Source organism: Amycolatopsis sp. NPDC041971 (assembly GCF_055588925.1).
Genome location: NZ_JBVJCE010000022.1, coordinates 102,658 through 122,216, shown reverse-complemented (window position 1 = coordinate 122,216; position 19,559 = coordinate 102,658). Strand labels below are relative to the sequence as shown.

Here is a 19,559-nt window from a genome sequence, read left to right as displayed (position 1 = left end):
CCCGTCCTCAGGCGCCGATGGTCGCCGCGTCGATGACGAACCGGTAGCGGACGTCGCTGTTCTCGACCCGGTCGTAGGCCACGTTCACCTGGTCGGCCGAAATCGTCTCGATCTCGGCGCCGATGCCGTGCTCGGCGCAGAAGTCGAGCATCTCCTGGGTCTCGGCGATGCCGCCGATCATCGATCCGGCGAGCACCCTGTTGCCGCCGAGCAGCGAGAAGGCGTTGTAGGACAGCGGGTCGCCGGGCGCGCCGACGTTGACCATGGCCCCACCGACCCGCAGCATGCCGAGGTAGGAGTCGACAGGCAGCGTCGCCGACACGGTGTTGAGGATGAGGTCGAAACGGCCGCGCAGCGTCTGGAACGTCGACACGTCACCGGTCGCGAAGTAGTCCTTCGCACCCAGCTTCAGGCCGTCTTCCTGCTTCTTCAGGCTCTGGCTGAGCACGGTGACGTCGGCGCCCATGGCGACCGCGATCTTGACCGCCATGTGGCCGAGCCCGCCGAGGCCGACGACGGCGACCTTCTTGCCCGGCCCGGCACCCCAGCGGTTCAGCGGGGAGTAGGTGGTGATGCCCGCGCACAGCAGCGGGGCGGCGACGTCGAGGCCGATCCCTTCCGGGATCCGGCAGACGAAGCCGTCCTTCACGACGATCTGGCGGCTGTAACCGCCGTAGGTGTTCTCGCCGTCGAAGCCGACTCCGTTGTACGTCTGGATGTTGCCCTTGAGGCAGAACTGCTCGGTGCCCGCGAGGCAGTACTCGCACTCGCCACAGGAGTCGACCATGCAGCCGACGCCGACGCGATCCCCGACCCGGTACTTCGTGACGTCGGAGCCGACCGCGGCGACGACACCGGCGATCTCATGGCCGGGCACCATCGGGAAGATCGCGCTGCCCCAGTCCTCCTTCACCTGGTGGATGTCGCTGTGGCAGATCCCCGCGTACGCGATGTCGATCAGCACGTCGTCCGGACGCAGGTCGCGACGCTCGATCGTCGTCGGCGACAGAGCGGCGCCCGGGGACGGCGCGGCGATGGCGTGCGTGGTCGTCGTCATGAAACCCTCCGAGAAACAGTGAGACCATGTAAGAGGTCACTTACCGTTAGCGTAAGAGGGCTCTTACATATTCCGCGACCTGGACGGTGTGATCCACGACATGGGCGGCAAGTACCATCACGGCGACCTTCGCGCCGAACTCGTGCGGGTCTCGCTCGACTTGATCGCCGAACAGGGACTGGGCGCGTTCTCCGTCGCCGAAGTCGCCAGGCGTGCGAAGGTCAGCCCCGGCGCGCCGTACCGGCATTTCCCGGACAAGGAAAGCCTGCTGGCCGCGATCGCGACCAGCGTCGCCTGCCGGCTGGCCGACAGGGTGCACGCCGCCGTCGAAGCCGAGAGCGAGCCCGTCGCCGCGCTCGCCGCGGCCGCCGGCGCGTACACGGAGTACCTGATCGAACGCCGGGCCGGGATGAACGTCATCTACGCGGACGGCCTGCAGGGACCGGAGCACGCCGAGCTGCACGAGCAGACCCGCCGTTTGACCGACCAATTCGTCATGCTCTGTCTTACCGTCGCCGATCGGCCACAGGACGGGCTGGAACTGATGGAGCAGTTGTTCACCCAGGCACACGGCTACGGCACGTTCTACCTCGACGGGGTCTTCACGAAACAGGGCTATTCCACGGAAGTCGTCGTCCGGAAGTCGGTCGAGGCGGCCCGCGTGGCCATCGAGGGGCGCACGAAGATGTGACGTGCTTCACGTCGAGCATCGGGCAAGACATCGATTTTGGTGGAGCGGATCTTCTGCCGGCCAGGCTGAGTCAGCTCCGGGAGCGCCTCCCGCGCACGCGCGGGAGCGCTTCCGGACAGCCGCCGTCGCACCGGATATGCGCCCAGACGATCTTTCCGCCGCGCACCGACTCACGCCGGACGCCCCATTGCACCGCCACCCCGTCGACGACGAGCAGCCCTCGTCCGCGGGGATCCTCGATGCGCGAACGACGCGCCCGGGGTTGTTCGACGCTGACGTCCGCGACTTCGACGCGGACGGCGCACGGTGTCACGCCGCGCCACAACTGGATGTGACGTGCGCCACCCCCGTGCACATAAGCGTTGGCGACGAGTTCGGTCGCCGCCAGCAGGACGTCGTCACGATGCCCCTCGCCGAAATCGGGAAGGCATCTGACGACCCAGGCTCGCATGTCGGGCAAGGCCCGAGGCGTGGTGGTCCGCAGGTCGAGCACCCAGGTCCCCGGCACCGGATGCTCCGCGATGCTGATCATGGAGCCACCCTTCCCGTTGCGCGCGCGGCCTCCCTGCTGAAGCCGCATAATCCGGTTACCCAGAACGCGCGCCGATCAACCCGGGTCGAGTATCATCGGGCCGCGATACCGTCCAGCACCGTCGTGACCACTGCTTCCGTACCGGGCGACGTGGTCACCTTCGGGCCGTGCGGGAGCAGGCCGGCGAGCACCGTTTCGTGACAGACACCGACCAGCATCGCCGCCGCCGCTTCGACATCGCCGCCCAGCCTGCCGAGTTCCTTTTCCGTGCACAGGTATTTCGCGAGGCGGTCCCGCCAGGTTTCTCCACCCTCGCCCAGTTCCCCGTATCGCGCGAGCACGGCGGGGCGGGCGAGCAACCCGGCGAACGCGGGCAGGATCTCCTTGTGCAAAGCCAAACCGTAGGACAGCTGGGCCCGGAGATTCGCCTCGACCGTCCCCGAACCGGCCGCGGGCAACTCGCCGAGCGCGGCTTCGACCCCGCGCACGTGTTCCGCCAACGCGTTGGCCAGCAACTCCTCCTTGTCGGAGAAATGGTTGTACAGCACGCCGTCGGCGACACCGGCCGCACGCGCGATGGCGCGGACCGTGAGTTCCGCGGTGCCGTGGGCGGAAATCAGGTCCGCGGCCGTGGCGATCAGGTGCTCGCGCAAACTCCGGCCGTCTTCGGCGTGGCGCAGGGCCGCCGCTTTCCTCGGTGACATCGGGGGCTCAGCCGCGCGCGGCAGCCGTGACCAGCCACGCCGTGCCGCGCAGCCGGATCCCACGAGGTCCGTCGAAAGGCCGGAGGGCGACCGAAAGAGCTTTCCGCGCACCGGCCGCGGCTTCGGTACCGGCTTGGTCGAGGTGATACTTGACCGGCCCCCAGCCCGCCAGGAAACCGGCCGCGTCCGGCACATCGCTCCCCCAGACCTGATCGGCCTCGCCACGCGTGCAGGCGACATCGAGAAATCCTGCGTCGGTCAACACCGAGCGGACTCGCGCCGGATCGGCGAACGACGTCGGCCCGGTTCCGTCCGCGCCGGTCGGGGTCGGCAGAAACGGTGCCAGTGCGCCGAAAACGGCACCGAGATCGGTTCCGGCGAGTTCGGTCATGCACAGGAACGCGAGCCTGCCGCCGGGCCGCAAGGCGCGGCGCACGTTGGTGAAGGCGGCGACCGGATCGGCGAAGAACATCACCGCGAACCGGCTGATCGCGACGTCGAAAACGCCGTCACCGAACGGGAAGACCTGGACATCACCTTGGTCGAACACGACGTTCGCGACACCGTCGGCCTCCGCGCGGGCCCGCGCGGTGGCGAGCATCGGCGCGGACAGATCCACGCCGGTCGCGCCGCCGAGCGAGGCGCGGACGGCGGCGAGCCGAGTGACCTGTCCGTTGCCGCAACCGATGTCGAGCACCCGGTCGCGCTCGCCGATCCCGGCCGCGTCGAACAGGAATTCGTTGAAACCACTGTTCACCGCGTCGTAGCGCTCGTCGTGCTCGGCCCAGTGCCGTCCCTCGTAGCCGTTCCAAGCCTCCGCCTGAGCGGTGTTGACGATGCCGGACATCCCAGAACCTCCTTCGTCATGAACGTACGTTCATGAACACGTGTTCATACTGGACGAGGACTGGTCCGGGCGTCAAGCGGCGACGGTGAACTAGCGGTGCGGACCTTGTCCCCCGCCGCGCAGCACGACCAAATGCCCGTAAGCACCCAGATACAGCTGTCCTCGGTGACTTCATGCCGTTCTCGGTGACGGTGAGCGTCACATCGACGGCCTGCCCGGCGCGAGTTCGCCTTCCTCGCCCAGTCCGGGGTGGACGTGCTGGAAGCTCGCGGCGGACATGCATCCGCTTCTCTGTTCGACGTCGTAGGCGGTCACCGGCGCCGCCGGGATCCGTGAGCGCGTGCGTTTCATTGGGATTTCATGGCTCCGCCCTACGGTTCCGGGCACGGATCCGCACCCGCGGAACCGGTGGTCCACGAGGAGACGTGCATGAGCCCGGCGAGCCGGACCCCGTACAACATGGTGACACCCCGGGACGACGTGCCGAGTCCAGGGGAACGGGACGGGGTCGTCGGACCGGGCTGGAGCTGGGCGGCGTTCTTCATGCCGTGGGCCGACGGCCGCCCGTCGCCGAAGTACCGGTGGACGGTGTTCGAGACCGCCGCCCACGCCGTCGAAGACCTCCGCCACTGCCTCGAGAACAGCAATATCGGCAGGCGCGGAGCTCTGTGTGCGTCCGTGCTCCGCAAACGCGGGGCACCCCGGGAACTGGTGCTGTGCGACGCCGCCGACTGGGCCTGCGTCGTCCACGAGGTCCGTGCCGGGGTGCACCTGGCCGACGCCGCCGACGCCTACTTCGAGCGCTGGCGGACGAGCATGGCCGGCCACCGCTTCACGATCATCAACGCCGGCGTACCGACTGTCTGGTGAGGTCCAGACCTTCCAGTGCGAGGGTGCGTTGCAGGGAATCGCCGTCGGATCCGATGGTGGTGAGCACCCACTCGAAGTGTTTTCTCGCCGCCACCGGATCGCCCGCGGCGAGATGGGTGCGGCCGAGCCGGTTGCGGATCTCGGACTCCATCCCGACGATGGTCTCCTCGGTGACCGCCGTCAGCGCCCGCCGCTGGAGTTCGAACGCCGCGTCGAGGTTCCCCAGTTCCAGTTCCGCGGCACCCAGGCGGGCGAGAGCGGTCGCGGTCAGCAGACCGTCCGTGGTCTCCTCGGCGAGTTCTACGGACCGCCGGAGATCCAGCGCGGCTTCGGCGAACCTGCCGGTCTCGAGGCGGACGGTGCCGCTGTGGCACAGCACCCTGGCCAGCATTCCCGGACTGCCGATCTCCTCGCTCAGCTCACGGGCACGACCGAGGTGGTCGAGTGCTTCCTCGTGCTCGCCTCGCAGGTACGCGAGATAGCCGAGCGCGGACAGCGACCGTTCGGCCAGCCAGCGGTCCCCCACCTCGTCGGCCAGGATCATCACCCGCCGCATGCCGGGGATCGCGAGATCGTGCCGTCCCGCGATCAGATCCACCATGGTGAGCCCGCCCAGCGCCCGCGCCTCCACCCCGCGGTCGCCGGAGGCCTGGCCCGCGCGCAGCGCGTCGTCGAACCAGCCGCGCGCCCGGTCCAGCTGCCCTTGCATGGCGTAGGCGTAGCCGAGGCAGAACCGCAGCGATGAGACGAGGCGTCCGTCTTCGGCCTGTTCCGCCAGTGGCAACGCGAGCTGCAGTGCCGTCCGGCATTCGTGGTACCGCTGCTGGCGCGCGAGATAGTCGACCAGTCCCTCGGCGATCGAGCAAGCGAAGCCGTCCAGGCCCGCCTCCGCGGCTTGGGTCACCACCTCCGGCAGGTCTCCGACGGCGTCGAGCCAGGCGGAAGCGTCCCGTTGCCCGGTGAACGCTCCACCGGATTCCACCGGGAACCGCGCGACACCCCATTCGCTCGCCCGGCGAGCGGCGCCGAGATACAGCCCGTACACCCGTTTCCGCGCCGCGTCGGCGACGTCTTCGGGCATCTCGCCGGCGAGCCGCCGCGCGTAGACCGCCACCAGGTCGTGCAGCCGGTAACGACCGCTCGCCGGTTCCTGTACGAGACTGGCGTCGACCAGGCTTTCCAGCTGCCGCTCGGCTTCGGCGGGCGAGCTGCCCAGCAGGGCGGCGACCGAAAGCCGGTCGAATTCGGGCGTCGGTGACAGGCCGAGCACCGTGAACGCGTTCTGCTCGGCCGGCCGAAGCTGCTCGTAGGACAGGCGCAGTGCCACCTCGACGCTGCGGTCCTCGGCAGTCAGCTCGCCGAGCCTGCGCTCGTCGTCCGACATCCGGTCCACCAGGTCCTTGAACGTCCACATCGGACGGTTTTGCAACCGGGCGCCCGCGATCCGCAACGCGAGCGGCAGCCGTCCGCACAGTCCGGCCAGCGCGCGGACGGCGAACCGTTCACCCTCGGCCCTCGGTGCCCCCACGATCCGGCCGAGCAGCCTTTCCGCTGCTTCAAGCCCCAGCGCGCCAAGGGAAACCCGCCGATCGGCGTCCAAACCGGACAGACGGCGACGGCTGGTCACGAGCACACGGCTACCCGGCCCGGAGGGCAGCAGCGGCCGCACCTGCCCGGCGGATTCGGCGTTGTCGAGCACCAGCAGCAACCTCAGCTGCGAGGTCGCCGCCCGCCACGACGCGGCCAGTTCGTCGAGATCGTCCGGCATGGCGCCGTCTTCGACACCGACCGCGCGCAGCAACCGTCGCAGCGCGCGCTCCGGCTTCACCGGCTCGCGGCCTTCGGTGTGGCCGTGGAGATCCACGAACAACGCACCGTCCGGATGGGACTCGCGGAGCCGGTGGGCCGCGCACACCGCGAGCGTGGTCTTCCCCGCGCCGGGAACGCCGTCGACGGCGTCGACCGAGACCGATTCCGGATCGCCGTCCTCGACCAGCAGCGCTAGTTCCCGGTCCCTGCCGACGAGTTCGCCGTTGGTGGCGGGCAGTTCGTTGCGGATCCGGCGGGACGGCTCGCGGCGCGGCACGACACCCAGCAGCTTCTCGTCCCCGCGCAGCACCGCTTCCTGCACCTGCCGCAGTTCCTCACCCGGATCGACGCCGAGCTGCTCGATCAACCGCTCCCGGACGTCGGTGAACACCTCCAGCGCCTCCACCTGCCGACCGCCGCCGTAAAGCGCTCGCATCAGCAACGCGGCCAGCGGCTCGCTCGGCGGATCAGCCGAAACCAGCGCCGACAGCTCGCCGATCACCTCGTCGAACCGCCCGAGTTTCAGCTGGGCCCGCAGTTTCCGGCGCAGCAGCAGAAGCCTGCGTTCCTCCAGCCGTCGCCGCTCGCCCTGGACGAACGCACCGGGCAGCCCCGTCAGCGGCTCGCCGTGGAACAGCCGGAGCGCGTCGGCGAAGGTGTCCACCGCGGTGACGAAGTCGCCCGCCTCCTCGGCGGCGGCCGCGACGACGGCGATCTCCTCCAGCCGCACCACGTCGAGACGCACCCCGCCGCTGGCGAACCGGTAGCCGCCGCGATCGGACACGATGACCGAGTCCCGCGGCTTCTGCCCCGAGGTGTCCAGGCATTGCCGCAGCCGCCGGACGTACACCGGCAGCACATTGGACTCCGGCGGCTTTTCCCAAAGCCCGTCGGTGAGTTCGTAGTGGCTGACGGTCACGTCCGGGCGCAGCAGCAGCGCGGACAGCACGGCCTGCTGCCGGACCGGCCCCAGGTCCAGCCGGGTCTCCCCGTGCCAGGCCCGCAACGGGCCGAGTAGTTCGAAGCGAAGTCGCGAGTCCGGCATGGTCCCCCCATCGTTGCTCATCAGCCCGGCACCACGATCCCGTGGTCGAACGCGTAGACGATCGCCGCCGCCCGGTCACGCAGCTGGAGTTTGGTGAAGATCCGGCCGATATGGCTTTTCACGGTCACCTCCGAAATGACGAGTGCCGCGGCGATCTCCGCGTTGGTCATCCCGCGGCCGATCGCCCGGAGCACGTCCTGCTCCCTCGGTGTCAGCAGTTCCGGCGAACGTCCGCCGCTGCCGTTCCCGGCGGCCTGCCGGTACGCGGCGAGCACCCGGCCGGTGACCCCGGGATCGAGCCACGCGTCACCCGCGGCGACCGCCCGCACGGCCCGGATCAGGTCTTCGGCGGGGGAATCCTTGAGCACGTAACCGGCGGCACCCGCTCGCAGCGCGTCGGCCAAGAGGTTGTCGTCGTCGAACGTGGTCAGCGCGAGCACGGGCGGACGGCCGCCGGACCGGCGCAGCCGCCTGGTCGCCTCGACGCCGCCGACGTTCTTCATCCGCAGGTCCATCACGATGACGTCGACCTCGTGCGCGGCCAGCGCCGCGGGCACGTCCGAACCGTCGCCGCATTCCCCCGCGATGACGAATCCGTCGCGACGCCGCAGGATGCGCCGCAGCCCGGATCGGACCAGCTCCTGGTCGTCGACCAGGAGCACCTGGATCTCGGCGGCGGTCACGGGGTGGCTCCCGGCACGGTGACCTGCACGATCCACTGCCTGCCGCTGGGCCCGGCGCTGAGATCGGCACCGAGCTGGGCCGCGCGGACGGCCATCCCCGCCAGTCCCGAACCGTCCTCGGCCGAGCGCCGGACGTTCGAGGGGAGGGTGTTGCTGACGATGAGCTTCACACCGGACCGGCCGGCGCTCAGCCGGACCTCCGCGGTCGCTCCGGGGGCGTGCTTGACGACGTTGACAAGTGATTCCTGCACGATCCGGTAGAGGCCCAATCCTTCCGAGGCGCCTACCAGGCCGAGGTCGCCTTCCTGTGTATAGCGCACCGCGAGTCCGGCACTGCGGGTGCGTTCCACCAGCGTCGCGACGTCCTCCACGCCCGGCAGCGGGGCGCTGCCCGACGGGGAGTCGGCGAGCAACCCGACCGTGCGGCGGATGTCGGCCATCGCGGCCCGTCCCACCTGCTCGGCTTCGGTGAGCGCTTCGATCGCCTCGTCGACGTCGCGGTCCTGCTGCAACGCGTGCCTGGCACCGGTCAGATGCAGCAGCGTGATGCTGAGCGAATGGCCGACGACGTCGTGCACCTCACGCGCGATCCGCTGGCGTTCGGCGAGCAGGGCCTTGTCACGGGAGGCGTCACGGTTGCCGCGTTCGGCGTCGAGCACCCTGGTGTACCAGCGGACCATGAGCCCGCCGCTGAGGCCGAGCAGAATCGCGACCATGTACACCGGCCCGCCGATCAGCCCGCCCCAGATCCCGGCCACGACCAGGACCGCCTCGCCCGCGACGGTGACGAGGGCGATCCCCCACGTCGTCCGCAGGACACTGCCCGCTTCGGTGGCCGCGACCAGCAGCAGCAACGGCGCGAAATCCGGGAGCACGGGCTCGATCAGCAGCACCGAGGAGGCGATGATCAACGCCGTCATCCGCACCCACGGCATGATCCAGTTGGTGATCGTCCAGATCACCGACGGCGCGATCACGATCAGACCGGCCAGCGCGATCGGCTCGGGCGGCAGCAGCGCGTCCCGCTGCACCAGCGCGACCGCGGTGAACACGAAGCTCACCGCACTGGCGCACAGCGCCCCCCACCACGGCAGGGTCAGTCCGGCACGGTTGAGGCTGACCTGCACCCGTGCCCGGAACCGGTCCCGCAAGATCCTCAGCACGGCATCAGCCTAGGAAGTCCCGGTGAGTGCGTCATCGTGCGGCGGGCGGCAACCGTCTCCGCCCACGGTAGGAGGCCGGATGAGCATGGACCGATGAAATCCGGATGAAACCCGGGCGTTCATTCCTGGCTGAGCGCGACCCAGTGCAGTTTCTCTTGCTCTCGTTTCGGCAGGCCCGCGACGACGAGGTCATAGGAGTCCTCGACGAGCTCCCGGACGAAACCGTCGGTCAGCGAACCGTCCAGTTCGACGGTGTTCCAATGCCGTTTGTTCAGGTGGTAGCCGGGGATGATCGCCGGATGTTCGGCGCGCAGCCGGACCGCCAGATCGGGCTCGCATTTGAGGCTGATCCGCAGCGGCTTCGCCTTGAGCGGGCCGAGCGCGAAGATCTTGCCCGCGACCTTGAACACGCTGTTGTCCTCGCCGAACGGAAACTCCTCGCGGGCACCGGGGAAGCCGAGGCAGAGCTTCCGGAGAGCGGCAGGTGTCATGGCGTTCAGCCTAGTGACCCCCTCCGACAGAAACCTGTCCTGTCCAGGGCGTTGACCGGTTGTCGGTGATTCATCGACGATGGGTGGGGCCGACTGGGTGGAGGCGGAACTGACATGCGCGTGAAGCATCTCGCGGTAGCGGGAATCCTGGTGCTGGGCCTTGTCCCGGGGGCCGCCGCGGCGGCTCCGCCGGCCCGAGTGGAGAGCACGGCCACCAGCGGCTGGGTGGGCACCTGGGCGGCGGCGCCCGCGGCCGGGGTGGCGGGGACCGACAACGGCTACCCGAACTTCTCGATCCGCAACATCGTGCACACCAGCGCCGGCGGGCACGAGGTACGCGTCCGGCTGTCCAACGCCTTCGGCCGGACCCCGGTGCTGTTCGGCCGGGTGACCGTCGCGGTCGCCGCCGGCCCGGACACCCCGCAGGCCGTCGCGGGCACGATGCGCACGCTGACCTTCGGCGGCGACCGCGCGGTCACCGTGCCACCCGGCGCCGACATCGTCAGCGACGGCGCGGCGCTGTCCGTGCCGAGGGACGGCGATCTCCTGGTCACCATCTACACCCCGACGCCGTCGGGCCCGGCCACCTACCACCCGCTCGCGATGCAGAACTCCTACTTCACCCGGAACGGTGACAAGGCGGCCGACGAGTCGGCGGCCGCGTTCCCGGAAAAGACCGCGGTCTGGCATTACGTGTCCGGAGTGGACGTCCGCGGCCCGGGCTTGCGAGGCAGTGTCGTGGCGATCGGCGACTCGATCACCGACGGGGCGAACTCGACCTGGGGCGCGAACCTGCGCTGGCCCGATCAGCTCGCCGACAAGATCAGCGCGCGGCTCGGCGTGCTCAACGCCGGGATCAGCGGGAACCGGCTGCTGCTCGACGGCGGCACCTACGGGGTCAACGCGCTGGCCAGGCTCGACAGGGACGTCCTGACCCAGTCCGGGGTGCGGACGGCGATCGTGTTCGAGGGCATCAACGACATCCAGCAGACCCCGCATCAGGCCGATCCGAACAAGATCATCTCGGCGCTGAAACAGATCGCGACGAGAGCGCACGACCGCGGCCTGCGGGTGCTGGGCGCGACGATCACGCCGTGGAAGGGCTGGGGTTCGTACACGCCCCAGCTCGAAGAGACCCGGCAGGCGGTCAACCGGTTCATCCGGACCAGCGGGGTCTTCGACGCCTACATCGACTTCGACGCGGCGATCCGCGATCCCGCCGACCCGCGGCGGATGAAACCCGAGTACGACTCCGGCGATCACCTCCATCCCGGCGACAAGGGTTTCACCGCGATGGCGAGCGCCGTCCCGCTGCACGGACTCCGGTAGGAATAAGGGCTGCGCCAGGCGGTTCCGTGGGGCACGATGAACTGATGGCGATCAGGAATGACTAGCGACGACAGCGGTACCCGAGCGACGGCGCGGCTGGTCCGGTTCGCCGAACACGAAGCGCGCGCCGAAACGCTGCGGGCACAGCTCGCGGATCTCCACGGAACGATCCGGCTGGCGAAACGGACGTCGAACCTGTTCCGGGCACGGACGGCGACCAGTACCCCGGGGCTGGACGTCTCGGGATTCACGCACGTCCTCGACGTCGATCCCCTGGCGCGCACGGCCGACGTCGAAGGCATGGTCACCTACGAGCAGCTGGTGGACGCGACCCTGCCCCACGGGTTGATGCCGCTGGTCGTGCCGCAGCTCAAGACGATCACCCTCGGCGGCGCGGTCACCGGCCTCGGCATCGAGTCGTCCTCGTTCCGCAACGGCCTCGTGCACGAGTCGGTGCTGGAGATGGAGTTGCTCACCGGCGACGGCCGGATCGTCGTCGCACGGGCGGACAACGAGCACGGCGAGCTGTTCCATGGCTTCCCGAACTCGTACGGGACGCTCGGCTACGCGCTGCGGTTGAAGATCGAGCTGGAGCCGGTCAAACCGTACGTGCGGCTCGACCACGTGCGGTACGAAGACACCGAGGAGTACTTCGCGGCACTCGGCGAAGCCTGTCGTGACGGGTCGGCCGACTTCGTGGACGGCACGGTCTTCGGACCGGGCGAGCAATACCTGACGCTGGGCACGTTCACCACCACGGCGCCCGCGACCAGCGACTACACCTGGCTCGACATCTACTACAAGTCGATCCGCTCCCGCGAGACGGACCATCTGAGCGTCCGGGACTACCTGTGGCGCTGGGACACGGACTGGTTCTGGTGCTCGCGGGCGTTCGGCGTGCAGAACCGGCTCCCCCGGCTGCTGCTCGGCAGGCGGCTGCTGCGGTCTTCGGTCTACTGGAAGGCGGTGGCGCTCGACCGCCGGTTCGGGGTCGCGGCGAAACTGCTCAAGCTGCGCGGGCTCCCTCCGGAGGAGACGATCGTCCAGGACATCGAGGTGCCGCTCTCGCGTGCCGCGGAGTTCCTGGACTTCTTCCGCCGCGAGATCCCGATCAGCCCGGTGTGGATCTGCCCGCTGAAGCAGCGGCCGGGTGGCGCGAACTCGCCGCTGTACGAGCTGGACCCAGAAACGCTGTACGTCAACTTCGGGTTCTGGTCCGCGGTCCCGCTGGACCCGGGCGAGGGGCCCGATACGCACAATCGGCTGATCGAGGCCGAAGTGACGCGACTCGGCGGGCGGAAGTCGCTGTATTCCGACAGTTTCTATACCGAAGACGAGTTCTGGCGGCTGTACAACGGCGACGCCTACCGAAAGCTGAAGACGGCCTACGACCCGGACGGCCGCCTGCTCGACCTGTACGCGAAATGCGTGCGGCGGCGGTGACCCGGGCTGGGAGAAGAGAGAAGAGCATGGCTGAGACGACGACCGTCGGGAAGATCTTCGAGCGGTTGCTCGGCCCGAGCGCCGAAGTGTTCATCACCGCCTACGACGGCAGCACGAGCGGCCCGGCCGACGCACCGGTGTCGATCCAGGTGCGGTCACCACTGGCGTTGACCTACCTGATGTCTTCACCGGGAGACCTCGGTCTCGCGCGGGCTTACGTGGCCGGCGCGCTCGAGGTGGACGGCGACCTCTACTCGGCGTTGCGCGCGCTGGTGGCGCAGGTCGATCAGCTCAGCGCCGCGGACCGGTTGTGGTTGTTGCGCGAACTCGGGCCCAGGCACCTGCGCCGCGTCGCCCCACCCGCCGAGGAACTGCCGAGCCGCGCCAAACGCGTCTTCGACGGGCTGCGGCACTCGAAGGCGCGTGACAGCAACGCGATCTCGAACCACTACGACGTCTCGAACCGGTTCTATGAACTGGTGCTGGGTCCGTCGATGGCCTACACCTGCGCCGCGTATCCGTCCGCCGACGCCTCGCTGGAAGAGGCACAGGCGCACAAATTCGACCTGGTGTGCCGGAAACTCGCCCTCAAACCGGGAATGCGGCTGCTGGACGTCGGCTGCGGCTGGGGTGGCATGGTGGAGCACGCCGTCGAGCACTACGGCGTCGAGGCGCTCGGTGTCACCCTTTCACGCGAGCAGGCGCAGTGGGCGCAAAAGGACATCGTGACCAAGGGCCTCGCGGACCGCGCCGAGGTGCGGCACCTCGACTACCGCGACGTCACCGAAACCGACTTCGACGCGGTGTCGTCGATCGGGCTCACCGAGCACATCGGCGCGCGGAACCTGCCGTCGTACTTCCGTTTCCTCGCCGGGAAACTGAAGCCGCACGGGCGCCTGCTGAACCACTGCATCACCAACCCGGACACCTCCGTCCCGCACCGGTCACGCGGGTTCATCGACCGGTACGTCTTCCCCGACGGCGAACTGGAGTCCGTCGGCGAGATCGCCACCGCGATGCACGACAGCGGGCTGGAGGTGCGGCATTCGGAGAACCTCCGCGAGCACTACGCCACCACGCTCGGCGCGTGGTGCGCCAACCTCGACGCGAACTGGGACGCGGCCGTCGCCGAAGCGGGCGCCGGGCGGAGCCGCGTCTGGGCGCTGTACATGGCCGCGTGCCGCCTCGCCTTCGAGCGGCGGGAGATCGAACTGCACCAGGTGCTCGGGGTGAAGGTCGGTCCGGACGGGGACTCGGGCATGCCGTTGAGGCCGGACTGGGGTGTGTAGACGTCAGTGACGGAAGGCTTCGGCGAGCCACCACGAGCCGCCGTCGTCGGCGATCTCGGCGTCGATGACGAGCGGCCCGTTCCGTGGCCCGCCGAGCCATTCCGTGACCGCGGCCAGATCCTCGACCGAACGCACGGTGACGCCGTCGCAGCCGAAGCCGCGGCCGATCGCCGCGATGTCGGTGTCGGGGAACCGGACCGTGGTCATGTCCGCGTCCCCGAAATGCTGGATCTCGGTGCCGTACGCCGCGTCGTTGTAGACGATGACCACGAGTGGCATCCGCAGCCGTACCGCGGTTTCCAGCTCCGAGATGGCCATGTGGAACCCGCCGTCGCCGACGCCCAGCACCGGTAGCCTGTCCGGCCGCGCCAGCGCCGCGCCGATCGCCGTCCCCAGTCCCAGCCCGACGCATTGGAACGCCCGCGTGAAGCAGAAACCGTTCTCGTCGGGGACGGAAAGGTACGCGCTCGGGTAACCCATGAAGTCGCCGGAGTCGATCGAGACCACGCGTTCGGCGGGCAGGATCTCGTCGAGACGGCGGCTGAGCGTGCGCGGATCGATCCTCCCTCCGCCGGATAGGTCGTTATACGGCACGTCATTCCAGCGTTGGTCAGCCCGACGCCCTGGTGGAGACTCAGCACCGACACGCGGCCGCTCATCCGCGCGTACGCGTCGGCCATACTCGCCGCGCCGCCCTCGTGCCGGGCGGCGACGAACGACACCCCGAACGCCGCACCCACGCCGAGTTCGGCAAGGGTGCGGCCGACCGGTTCCGCCACGTTCATACCCGCTCGACCAGCGCGTAGACCCGGGCGGGGCTGCCGGAGCCACCGACGATCGGAAGCGGGCTGACGATCAACATCGACCCGGTGGGCGGCAGGCTCGCCAGATTCCGCAACTGGGTCAGACCGTGCTTTCCCGCGCCCAGAAGGAGTTCGTGACAAGGGAAGGCCGGTTCGATGGCCAGCGCCTGTCCCGCGTCCGTGCCCACGGTCTCCACCCCGAAGCCGGTGATCGGTGCCTCCTCCGCGAGCCAGCGGGCACACTCCCCCGACACGCCCGGCGAATGCGGGCCGTTCTCGTCGTTGTTGAGGAAGGCCTCCTGATCATGCGAACGGGCGTCCCAGCCCGTGCGGTAGAGCAGCCAGCCACCGTCGGGAAGGGGACCGTTCACGCGCTCCCAGTCACGGACGTCGTCGATGGACAGCAGGAAGTCCGGATCCTCGGCCGCGCGAGCCGACGCGTCGAGCACCACCGCCGGCGCGACCAGCGTCCGCAAGGGGACCTGGGAAACGTCGTGGCCGTCCTTTCCCGACAGCCAGTGGACGGGGGCGTCGAGGTGCGTCCCGGTGTGCTCGCCGGTGTGGATGTTGTTCCAGTACCAGCGCGGCCCGCGTTCGTCGTACCGGCTGATCTCCTCCAGGCCGAACGGGATCGTGTTCGCGAACGGCTCCGGCAACCGGAGGATCGGCGTGCTCTCACTCAAGGGGGCCGTGAGGTCGACGACCTCGATCGCGCCCGTGGTGACGGCGGTGTTCAGCTGGGCCAACAACGACATGCGTGCCTCCCGGGAGTGCTGCGGCGTCTTGGTCACCCTAGGCCGGTTTCGCCTGTTGGAGGGGGTGTTGTCGACAGGTTCGCCTCCGCTGTGTGGGTCGATGTTCCCAATGCCGCATTGGGGACATCGAACATCTCCGATGCGACATCGGGAACGCTCAGCGCGTTCGACCACACCGCCGGCGGACTCCGGCGCGCCGGGGCCGTCCATCCGCGAGTCCGTGCGAGACTCCCGGGCGATGTACACCCCGTCCGATCTCGCCGACCTGCTCGAATGCGAGCACCGCAGCCTCCTGAACCAAGCGCTGGCCGCCGGGCTCCCTGGAGCGCCGCGGCCGGGCTCCGGGCCGGATCAGCTGGCGGTCACACACGGGCGCGCGCACGAGGCCGCGACGCTGGACAAGCTGCGCGGCGAGCGCAGCGCCGTCGTCGAGATCGACGAACGCGACCCGGTCGTCGCCGCGAAAGCCACCGAAGAGACGCTTCGGGCGGGCGCGCCGGTGATCTACCAGGCGGTCTTCCACGACGGCGAGTTCTCCGGCCGCGCCGACTTCCTGATGAGGGACGACGAAGGCCGCTACGAGGTCTACGACACGAAGCTGGCCAGGCACGCGAAGCCCGCGGCGGTGGTCCAACTGACCGCGTACGCCGACGCCCTGCGCCGCGCGGGCTGGCCCACCGGTCCGCGGATGCACCTGCTGCTCGGTGATCACAGCACCCGCTCGTTCCGCGTCGACGACTTCCTCCCGCTGGTGGACCGGCTCCGTGCCCGGCTGCGGAACCGGCCGCCGACCCTGCCGGTCCCGATGTGGGCCGACGAACGGCCCGCCTGCGGTGGCTGCTCTTACGCCGCGCATTGCGCGAGCGCCCGCGAAACCGATCGAGACCTTTCGCTGGTCGCGGGGATGCGGGGTGACCAACGGCGGAAACTCGTCGCCGCCGGCCTCGGCACCATCGACGCGCTCGCGGCCGCCACACCGGAGGATCGGCCGCGCGACATCTCGACGACGTCGTTCACCACGCTGCGCGCCCAAGCCGCGATCCAGGTCCGGCAGGACGCCACCGGCCAGATCGCCTACGAGATCATCGATCCGGGCGCGCTGGCCGAACTGCCGCCGCCCGCGCCAGGTGACGTCTTCTTCGACATGGAAGGCGATCCGTACGCCCTGGCCGGCGAAGGGCTCGAGTACCTCTTCGGCGCGGTGACCGCGGACGACGGCACGAAGTTCACGCCGTTCTGGGCGCACAACCGGTCGCAGGAGAAGCGGGCCTTCGAGGAGTTCGTCGACTTCGCCACCGCGCGGCTCGCGGAACATCCCGGTTCGCACGTCTACCACTACGCACCGTACGAGGTCACCGCGATCAAACGGCTCGCCGCCGTGCACGGGACGCGCGAGGACGCCGTCGACCACCTGTTGCGCAGCGGTGGGCTGGTGGACCTGTATTCCGTGGTGCGCAAGGCACTCCGGGTCTCGCAGCGGTCGTACTCCATCAAGTACCTCGAACCGCTCTACATGCCCGAAGCCCGCGACGGCGACGTCAAGACGGCGGTTTCGAGTATCGAGGCTTACGAGGAGTACCTGACGCTCACCGCCTCCGGCGAGACCGAACACGCGGACGAAGTGCTGCGCGGGATCAGCGACTACAACGAATACGACTGCGTTTCCACGCTGCGGTTGTTCGAGTTCCTCCACAAGGTCCGCGTGGAGGAAGGGATCGAGCTCGCCGAGCCGCCGGAAGAGTCCGATGTGGACGCTCTGCTTCGCCAGACCGAAGAGGACGTCGCGGCCCGGAAACGCGCGGAACGCGCCGCGCAGCTGGCCGCGCTGGTCGATCCGCTGCTGGAGGGCCTGCCCGACGATCCGGCCGGGTTCACCGGCGAGGACCGCGCCCGCGCGCTGCTGGCCGCGTCCGTCGGCTACCACCGCCGCGAGACGAACCCCGCGTGGTGGGAGTACTTCCGCCAGCTGGCCGCCCCGCTCGGTGATCTGGAGGCCGACAACGCGTGCGCCGTCCCGGTTTCGTTGGAGGCCGGGGAATGGGTACCGCCTTCGGGCCGGGTCCGCAAGGCGAAGCGCTCGCTGGTGCTTCGCTGCGACCCGGACCGGCCGCATCCCTTCGCCCCCGGCGACGACGTCCGCCTGCGGTACGGGGCGGCCGCGCGGGAGGCCAAGGTCGTCTCGGCCACCGCCGTCGAACTGACCCTCGAGGAAAGCTGCCCACCCGACGAGACCACCGCCGACAGGCCGATGGCGGTGCTGCCCGGAAGTCCGGTCCGGCCTTCCCCCAAGGACGACGCGGTCGCGGACCTCGCCCGTCTCGTCGTCGAGACGCTGCCGGTGCTGCCCGCCCATCCCGGCGTCGACCTGCTCCGGCGCACGCCGCCCCGGCTGCGGGACGACCGGCCCCTGCCCGAGCCCGGGGCGGATCTGGTGAACACCGTGATCAAGGCCGTGGAGGCGCTCGACGGCTCCGCGCTCGCCGTCCAGGGCCCGCCCGGCGCGGGCAAGACGTACCTCGCGGGCAGGTTGATCGCGAAACTGGTGCGCGCGGGCAAGACGATCGCGGTCACCTCGACCAGTCACAAGGCCGTGGAGAACGTGCTGTCCGCCGCGTTGAAGAACGCGCCGGATCTGCCGTGCGCCAAACGCGCCAAGCGGACCCCGGATCCGGCCGCGCCGTGGGAGCAGCCGAAGACCAATCCCGCGCTGGTGAAATGGCGTGAGGAGCACGACACCGGCCATCTGGTCGGCGGGACCGCGTGGACGTTCGCGAACGCCGCGATCCGGGAAGAGCCCTTCGACCTGCTGATCATCGACGAGGCGGGCCAGTTCGCCCTCGCCGACGCGCTCGCGGTGTCGATGTGCGCCAAGAACCTCCTGCTGCTGGGTGATCCGCAGCAGCTGCCGCAGGTGGTGCAGGGCACGCATCCGGCCGGGGCCGAGGCGTCCGCGCTCGGGCATCTGATCGGCGAGGCCGACATCATCCCGGCCGAACTCGGGTATTTTCTCGACGAGACCCGCCGGATGCATCCGGCGGTCTGCGCTCCGGTGTCTCGGCTGTCCTACGCGGGCCGCCTGCACTCGCATCCTTCGGCGGCCGAGCGGGCGATCGAAGGCGTGGAGTCGGGCCTGTACCTCGCCGAAGTCGATCACCACGGGAACACGACGCGGTCGGTCGAGGAGGCCGAGGCGGTCACCGCCCTCGTCTCCGAACTCCACGGCCGTGCCTGGCGCGATCACGGCGATGCCCGTCCGCTCGGTGACGAGGACATCCTGGTCGTGGCCCCGTACAACCTGCAGGCCCGCGTCGTGGCGCGTGCGCTGGACCAAGCCGGGTATCCGCGCGTCCGGGTGGGCACGGTCGACCGGTTCCAGGGACAGGAGGCACCGGTGGTGATCGCCACCATGACCTCGTCTTCGGCCGTCGATCTGCCGCGTGGCCTGGACTTCCTGCTCTCTCGGAACCGGCTCAACGTCGCGCTCTCACGGGCCCAGGCGCTCGCGATCGTGGTCTGCTCGCCGCGGCTGGTCGAGGCCGACATCCGCACGGTCGACCAGATGCGGCTGGTTTCGGGCATGCTCGGGTTGATGACCGAAGCCGTGCCGTGGCACGCAGGACGGAGTGACCATGAGTGAGAACAGTCCGGAGAAGAAGCCGGAAATCCTCGACGCCGAGATCGTCGAGGAGACCCCTACGCCTCCCGCCGAGGTTCCGGACCCGGATTACAGCGAGTCCGGGGTGCCCTCGTTCGATCACGTGCGGGATCGCATCGAGCAGCGGTACACGACCTCGCTGGGCTCGACCGAACTCGCGGGTCTCGGCGGCAAGGAAGACGTGGCTTCGCTGGACAAGAAGATCGCCGATCGCGACAAGGCCGCCAAGGACAAGCTGGCCGAGATCCGCCGCGCGATGCGAGAGCAGTGAGTCAATGAGGGGTACGGCAGAGGTGTCGTGGGGGGGGGGGGGGGGGGGGGGGGGGGGGGGGGGGGGGGGGGGGGGGGGGGGGGGGGGGGGGGGGGGGGGGGGGGGGGGGGGGGGGGGGGGGG

Annotated in this window: 17 protein-coding genes and 1 pseudogene; 7 read left to right on the top strand and 11 right to left on the bottom strand. The window is 69.6% G+C overall.

What is annotated here, in order from left to right; all coding sequences use genetic code 11:
• Positions 1 to 7 precede the first annotated feature (7 nt).
• Positions 8 to 1,057, bottom strand: coding sequence for an NAD(P)-dependent alcohol dehydrogenase (locus tag ACZ6DT_RS34300; RefSeq protein ID WP_465603076.1), 1,050 nt, complete (start codon positions 1,055 to 1,057; stop codon positions 8 to 10).
• A gap of 88 nt (positions 1,058 to 1,145) precedes the next feature.
• Between ACZ6DT_RS34300 and ACZ6DT_RS34295 the strand changes: the two genes are divergently transcribed.
• Positions 1,146 to 1,748 (top strand): TetR/AcrR family transcriptional regulator, encoded by a 603-nt coding sequence (locus tag ACZ6DT_RS34295; protein WP_465603074.1) that lies wholly within the window; start codon positions 1,146 to 1,148, stop codon positions 1,746 to 1,748.
• 70 nt (positions 1,749 to 1,818) lie between these two features.
• Here ACZ6DT_RS34295 and ACZ6DT_RS34290 read toward each other — a convergent pair whose 3' ends face one another.
• From ACZ6DT_RS34290 to ACZ6DT_RS34275, 4 genes are all read right to left on the bottom strand, one after another.
• Entirely contained in the window at positions 1,819 to 2,280 is a 462-nt protein-coding gene (locus ACZ6DT_RS34290) for an ATP-binding protein (protein WP_465603073.1), read from the bottom strand.
• 92 nt (positions 2,281 to 2,372) lie between these two features.
• On the bottom strand, positions 2,373 to 2,984 hold the full coding sequence (locus ACZ6DT_RS34285) for a TetR/AcrR family transcriptional regulator (protein ID WP_465603071.1): 612 nt from the start codon (positions 2,982 to 2,984) through the stop codon (positions 2,373 to 2,375).
• A gap of 7 nt (positions 2,985 to 2,991) precedes the next feature.
• Positions 2,992 to 3,831: a class I SAM-dependent methyltransferase gene (locus tag ACZ6DT_RS34280; protein ID WP_465603069.1), complete on the bottom strand. Its 840-nt coding sequence runs from the start codon at positions 3,829 to 3,831 to the stop codon at positions 2,992 to 2,994.
• Positions 3,832 to 4,029: 198 nt separating this feature from the next.
• On the bottom strand, positions 4,030 to 4,182 hold the full coding sequence (locus tag ACZ6DT_RS34275) for a hypothetical protein (protein ID WP_465603067.1): 153 nt from the start codon (positions 4,180 to 4,182) through the stop codon (positions 4,030 to 4,032).
• 78 nt (positions 4,183 to 4,260) lie between these two features.
• Between ACZ6DT_RS34275 and ACZ6DT_RS34270 the strand changes: the two genes are divergently transcribed.
• On the top strand, positions 4,261 to 4,701 hold the full coding sequence (locus ACZ6DT_RS34270) for a hypothetical protein (protein ID WP_465603065.1): 441 nt from the start codon (positions 4,261 to 4,263) through the stop codon (positions 4,699 to 4,701).
• On the opposite strand, the gene ACZ6DT_RS34265 is transcribed toward ACZ6DT_RS34270, so the two are convergent.
• From ACZ6DT_RS34265 to ACZ6DT_RS34250, 4 genes are all read right to left on the bottom strand, one after another.
• A complete protein-coding gene (locus ACZ6DT_RS34265) occupies positions 4,673 to 7,576 on the bottom strand; it encodes an AfsR/SARP family transcriptional regulator (protein ID WP_465603064.1) in 2,904 nt (967 codons plus the stop codon). The genes ACZ6DT_RS34270 and ACZ6DT_RS34265 overlap by 29 nt on opposite strands.
• Complete coding sequence (locus tag ACZ6DT_RS34260; protein WP_465603062.1) at positions 7,576 to 8,238, bottom strand: response regulator; 663 nt, start codon at positions 8,236 to 8,238, stop codon at positions 7,576 to 7,578. Before ACZ6DT_RS34260 ends, ACZ6DT_RS34265 begins: the two co-directional genes overlap by 1 nt.
• Positions 8,235 to 9,401 carry a sensor histidine kinase gene (locus ACZ6DT_RS34255; protein WP_465603060.1) on the bottom strand — a complete coding sequence of 389 codons (1,167 nt, stop codon included), beginning with the start codon at positions 9,399 to 9,401 and terminating at the stop codon, positions 8,235 to 8,237. Before ACZ6DT_RS34255 ends, ACZ6DT_RS34260 begins: the two co-directional genes overlap by 4 nt.
• A gap of 119 nt (positions 9,402 to 9,520) precedes the next feature.
• Entirely contained in the window at positions 9,521 to 9,892 is a 372-nt protein-coding gene (locus ACZ6DT_RS34250) for an MmcQ/YjbR family DNA-binding protein (RefSeq protein WP_465603058.1), read from the bottom strand.
• Between the two features lie 114 nt (positions 9,893 to 10,006).
• On the opposite strand from ACZ6DT_RS34250, the gene ACZ6DT_RS34245 reads away from it, so the two are divergent.
• The 3 genes from ACZ6DT_RS34245 to ACZ6DT_RS34235 are packed head-to-tail and all read left to right on the top strand — an operon-like array spanning position 10,007 to position 13,953.
• Positions 10,007 to 11,221 (top strand): SGNH/GDSL hydrolase family protein, encoded by a 1,215-nt coding sequence (locus ACZ6DT_RS34245; RefSeq protein WP_465603057.1) that lies wholly within the window; start codon positions 10,007 to 10,009, stop codon positions 11,219 to 11,221.
• Between the two features lie 57 nt (positions 11,222 to 11,278).
• Complete coding sequence (locus ACZ6DT_RS34240; RefSeq protein ID WP_465603056.1) at positions 11,279 to 12,664, top strand: FAD-binding oxidoreductase; 1,386 nt, start codon at positions 11,279 to 11,281, stop codon at positions 12,662 to 12,664.
• A 26-nt stretch (positions 12,665 to 12,690) separates the two neighbouring features.
• Positions 12,691 to 13,953, top strand: a complete 1,263-nt coding sequence (locus ACZ6DT_RS34235) for a class I SAM-dependent methyltransferase (protein WP_465603054.1) — start codon at positions 12,691 to 12,693, stop codon at positions 13,951 to 13,953.
• A 3-nt stretch (positions 13,954 to 13,956) separates the two neighbouring features.
• Here ACZ6DT_RS34235 and ACZ6DT_RS34230 read toward each other — a convergent pair.
• Positions 13,957 to 14,562, bottom strand: a pseudogene (locus tag ACZ6DT_RS34230) (thiamine pyrophosphate-dependent enzyme); the annotation flags it as partial.
• 172 nt (positions 14,563 to 14,734) lie between these two features.
• Positions 14,735 to 15,511 (bottom strand): cyclase family protein, encoded by a 777-nt coding sequence (locus ACZ6DT_RS34225; RefSeq protein WP_465603052.1) that lies wholly within the window; start codon positions 15,509 to 15,511, stop codon positions 14,735 to 14,737.
• Positions 15,512 to 15,749: 238 nt separating this feature from the next.
• Between ACZ6DT_RS34225 and ACZ6DT_RS34220 the strand changes: the two genes are divergently transcribed.
• The gene (locus ACZ6DT_RS34220; protein ID WP_465603050.1) at positions 15,750 to 19,148 is read left to right on the top strand and encodes a TM0106 family RecB-like putative nuclease; all 3,399 of its coding nucleotides are present in this window, start codon (positions 15,750 to 15,752) and stop codon (positions 19,146 to 19,148) included.
• Positions 19,141 to 19,437 carry a hypothetical protein gene (locus ACZ6DT_RS34215; RefSeq protein ID WP_465603049.1) on the top strand — a complete coding sequence of 99 codons (297 nt, stop codon included), beginning with the start codon at positions 19,141 to 19,143 and terminating at the stop codon, positions 19,435 to 19,437. The genes ACZ6DT_RS34220 and ACZ6DT_RS34215 overlap by 8 nt, the downstream gene beginning before the upstream one ends.
• Positions 19,438 to 19,559 lie beyond the last annotated feature (122 nt).